Origin of the sequence: Methylobacterium nonmethylotrophicum, assembly GCF_004745635.1 — a bacterium.
Taxonomy (GTDB): Bacteria; Pseudomonadota; Alphaproteobacteria; order Rhizobiales; family Beijerinckiaceae; genus Methylobacterium; species Methylobacterium nonmethylotrophicum.
On the sequence record NZ_SRLB01000080.1, the window covers coordinates 1 to 4,059 of the forward strand.

The window sequence follows — 4,059 nt, forward strand, 5'->3', positions numbered from 1 at the left end:
GTGTCCGGCCCGGAAGCCGGCGGCTGCCCATGAAAGTAGAACAGGGCCGTGATGTTGGCCTCCCGATCCGCCATAGACGGCTTCGGCACCGTCGTCACAGGCCCCCAGGACAACCCAAATGGAGCCTCCACAGCCTGCGTGATGGCCGTACTGCTCAGCCAGAGCAGTGCCATCGCGAGGACGAGGTGGCTCCCTCTCGAACCCGCCCGGCCTTCTGATGCGGCACGGTCCGGACCGGATCTGTGACTTCGCCCAAGACGTAGGGGCTTCTGAGGGGACATGATCGCCTCACTCCGCGGCCGGCCTGAGCGGCGGATAGGCGCGATCCCTGGTCGCGTCCTTCACGGAGGATTTCGGGGTCTCCTTGCCGCCGAAGCGCGCGTAGAGCGCCGGCAGCACGATAAGCGTCAGTAGGGTCGCGCTGATCAGGCCGCCAATGACCACGGTGGCGAGCGGCCGCTGCACCTCAGCCCCCGTCTCAGTAGCCAAGGCCATCGGCACGAACCCGAGCGAGGCGACCAGAGCGGTCATCGCCACGGGCCGCAATCGGGTCATGGCGCCCTCCAGGATCGCCTCGCGCTTCGGCCGCCCCTCGGCGATGAGCTGCTTGATGAAGGTCAGCATCACGAGGCCGTTGAGCACCGCCACGCCCGACAGGGCGATGAACCCCACCGCGGCCGGGACGGAGAACGGCATGCCGCGCAGCCACAAGGCCGCGATGCCGCCGGTCAGCGCCAGGGGCACCGCGCTGAACACCAGGAGCGCGTCCCGCGGTGAGCCAAGCGCCGAATAGAGCAACAGGAAGATCAGGAAGAAGCAGACCGGAACCACGATCATCAAGCGCTGCCGGGCCGAGGCGAGGTTCTCGAACTGCCCGCCCCAAGCAACATAGTAGCCGGCCGGCAGCTGCACCTGTTGCGCAACCTTGGCCTGCGCCTCGGCCACGAGCGAGCCGATATCGCGCCCGCGCACGTTGGCGGTCACGACGACGCGGCGTTTGCCGTTCTCGCGGCTGATCTGGTTCGGCCCCTCCGTGACGGAAAAGCTCGCCACCTGCTTCAGCAGCACCGAGGCGGCCCGCCCGTTCGGGCCGGGCGGGAGCGCGACGGGCAGGTTCTCCAGCGCCTCGCGATCCTCGCGGACCTTGTCGGTCAGGCGCACCACGATGGGAAAGCGCCGGTCGCCCTCGAACACCACGCCGGCTTCCCGCCCGCCAATCGCCGCGCCGATCACCTCCTGGATCGCCCCCGTGCTGAGGCCTAAGCGCGCGGCCTCAGCCTTGTTGATCCTGATCTCCAGGAAGGGCAGGCCCTGCGTCTGCTCGACCTTGACGTCCTCGGCGCCCGCCGTCCCCTTCAGGATGGCCGCGATCTGGTTGGCCACCTTGAGCATCGGCTCGAACTCCTCGCCGAACACCTTCACGGCGAGGTCGCCACGGGTACCGGCCAGGAGCTCGTTGAAGCGCAGCTGGATCGGTTGCGAGAACTCGAACACGTTGCCGGCCAAGGCGCCGGCGGCTTTCTCAATCTGCTCCTGCAGCTCGGCCTTGGACAACTCTGGGTCCGGCCACTCCTCCTGGGGTTTGAGGATCACGAAGGTGTCCGAGGAGTTCTGCGGCATCGGGTCGGAGGCGACCTCGGCCGTACCCGTCTTCGAGAAAACGTAGGCCACCTGCGGGAACTTCGAGACCGCCTGCTCGATCTTGAGCTGCATGGCCTGGGACTGGGACAGCGAGGTCGAGGGGATGCGCAGCGCGTTCATGGCGATGCTCTTCTCGTCGAGCGTCGGGATGAACTCCGCGCCGAGCCGGGTGAACAACACGCCGGCCCCGGCGAGCAGCAGGAGCGAGCCTAGGATGAACGCCATCGGGGCCCGCACAGCCCCGGCCAGGGCCGGGCGATACGCCGCCTTGAACCCCCGGATGATGAGGTTGTCCGTCTCGGTGACCTTGCCGGTGATCACGATGGCGATCATGGCCGGCACGAAGGTGAGCGAGAGAACGAAGGCCGCGACCAGCGCGATGATGACGGTCAGCGCCATCGGCTCGAACATCTTGCCCTCGACGCCCGTGAAGGTGAGGAGCGGCACGTAGACGAGGATGATGATGGCCTGCCCGAACAGCGACGGCTTGATCATCTCCTCGGCCGAGGCCCGCACCGTGGCGAGCCGCTCCTCGAGCTCCAGCTTGCGCCCAAGTTCGTGCTGCTTCTCCGCCAAGTGCCGGAGCGAGTTCTCGGCGATGATCACGGCGCCGTCGACGATGAGGCCGAAGTCGAGGGCGCCCAGGCTCATCAGGTTGGCCGAGATCTTCGCCTCGACCATGCCGGTCATGGTCATCAGCATGGCGACCGGGATGACCAGCGCCGTGATGATGGCGGCTCGGATATTGCCGAGCAGCAGGAACAGGATGACGATGACGAGCGTCGCGCCCTCGGCGAGGTTCCGGGCCACCGTCTTGATGGTGGCCTCGACCAGCAGCGTCCGGTTGAGGACCGTCTGCACCTCGATCCCGGGCGGCAGCGACTTGCGGATCTCGTTCATCTTGGCGTCGACGGCCGCCGCCACCGTGCGGCTGTTCTCGCCGATCAGCATCAGGGCCGTGCCGACGACGACTTCCCGGCCGTTCTCGCTGCCCGAGCCGGTGCGCAGGTCACGTCCGATCCGCACCTCGGCGATGTCGCGGATGCGCACCGGAACGCCGCCGCGGGTGGTGACGACGACGTTGGCGATCTCGTCCATGCTCTCCAGGCGTCCGGCCGCGCGCACGACATAGCCCTCGCCGTTGTCCTCCAGGTAGCGCGCACCCTGGTTGGCGTTGTTGGCCTGGAGCGCCCGGGCGACGTCGCCGAACGAGAGGTCGAGGGCGGTCAGCTTCGCGGGATCGGGCTGGACGTGGTACTGCTTCTCGTAGCCGCCGATGCCGTCGACGCCGGCCACGCCCGGGACGGTCTTGATCTGAAGGCGGATGATCCAGTCCTGGATCGTGCGGAGATAAGCTGATCTCTCCAGCTCGGTCGTGAGGCGCTGCCCCTCCGGGGTCAGGTAGCTGCCGTCGGATTGCCAGCCCGGCTTACCGTCGAGGACGGGCGCTTTCTCGCCGGCTTTCTTGTAGTTCACTGTCCACATGTAGATCTCGCCCAGGCCAGTCGAGACCGGGCCCATCTGCGGCTCGGCCCCGGGCGGCAGGTCACTCTTGACCTGGTTGAGGCGCTCGGCGACCTGCTGCCGGGCGAAGTAGATGTCGAGCTTCTCGTTGAAGACGGCGGTGACCTGCGAGAAGCCGTTGCGCGACAGCGAGCGGGTGTATTCGAGCCCCTTGATGCCAGCGAGCGCGGTCTCGACCGGGTAGGTGACCTGCTTCTCGATGTCGACGGGTGAGTAGGAGGGCGCGACCGTGTTGATCTGCACCTGGTTGTTGGTGATGTCCGGCACCGCGTCGATGGGCAGCTTGGTCAGCGAGAACACACCGAAGCCGGCGGCGAGCAGCGACAGCAGCACCACGAGCCAGCGCTGGTGGACCGAGAAGTCGAGGATGCGACTGATCATGGCGAGCGTCCCGTCTCAGTCGTGGTGCTCGGCTTCGCCCTTGCCGAGCTCAGCCTTGAGGAGGAAGGTGTTCTTAACGGCGATCTCCTCACCCGGGGTCAAACCGGCAATAATCTCGACCGACTCATCGTCCGATTTGCCCGTTTTGACATCACGTCGCTCGAAGCCGTCCGCGGTGCGCACGAAGGCGACCTTCTCATTACCCATGCTCTGGAGTGCGTCGCGGGGCACCTTCACCTTGGCGCTGTCCTGGCCGACCTGGATTTCGGCCGAGACGAAGGTGCCCGGCCGCCAGCTGAAATCCTGGTTGGGCAGCGCCGCGATCACGCGGGCCGAGCGGGTCTCAGCGTTCAGGATCGGGCTGACGAAGATGATCTTGCCCTTTGCCCGCTGGCCCGCATCCTCGTCTCGGGGGGCGATCAGAACCTCCGCGCCTTCCCGAACCTTGGCGAGATCCGTGGTCGGCACCGCGAGCTCTACCCAGACTGTGGAGAGGTCGGCGACTGTGTAGAG

At 66.8% G+C, this 4,059-nt stretch carries 2 protein-coding genes; both read right to left on the bottom strand.

The genetic code is table 11. The features are described 5' to 3' along the window. Positions 1 to 288: 288 nt before the first annotated feature. The gene (locus EU555_RS35750) at positions 289 to 3,546 is read right to left on the bottom strand and encodes an efflux RND transporter permease subunit (protein ID WP_048447851.1); all 3,258 of its coding nucleotides are present in this window, start codon (positions 3,544 to 3,546) and stop codon (positions 289 to 291) included. 15 nt (positions 3,547 to 3,561) lie between these two features. Further along, on the bottom strand, positions 3,562 to 4,059 hold a 498-nt coding region (locus tag EU555_RS35755), incomplete at its 5' end, for an efflux RND transporter periplasmic adaptor subunit (protein ID WP_135420117.1).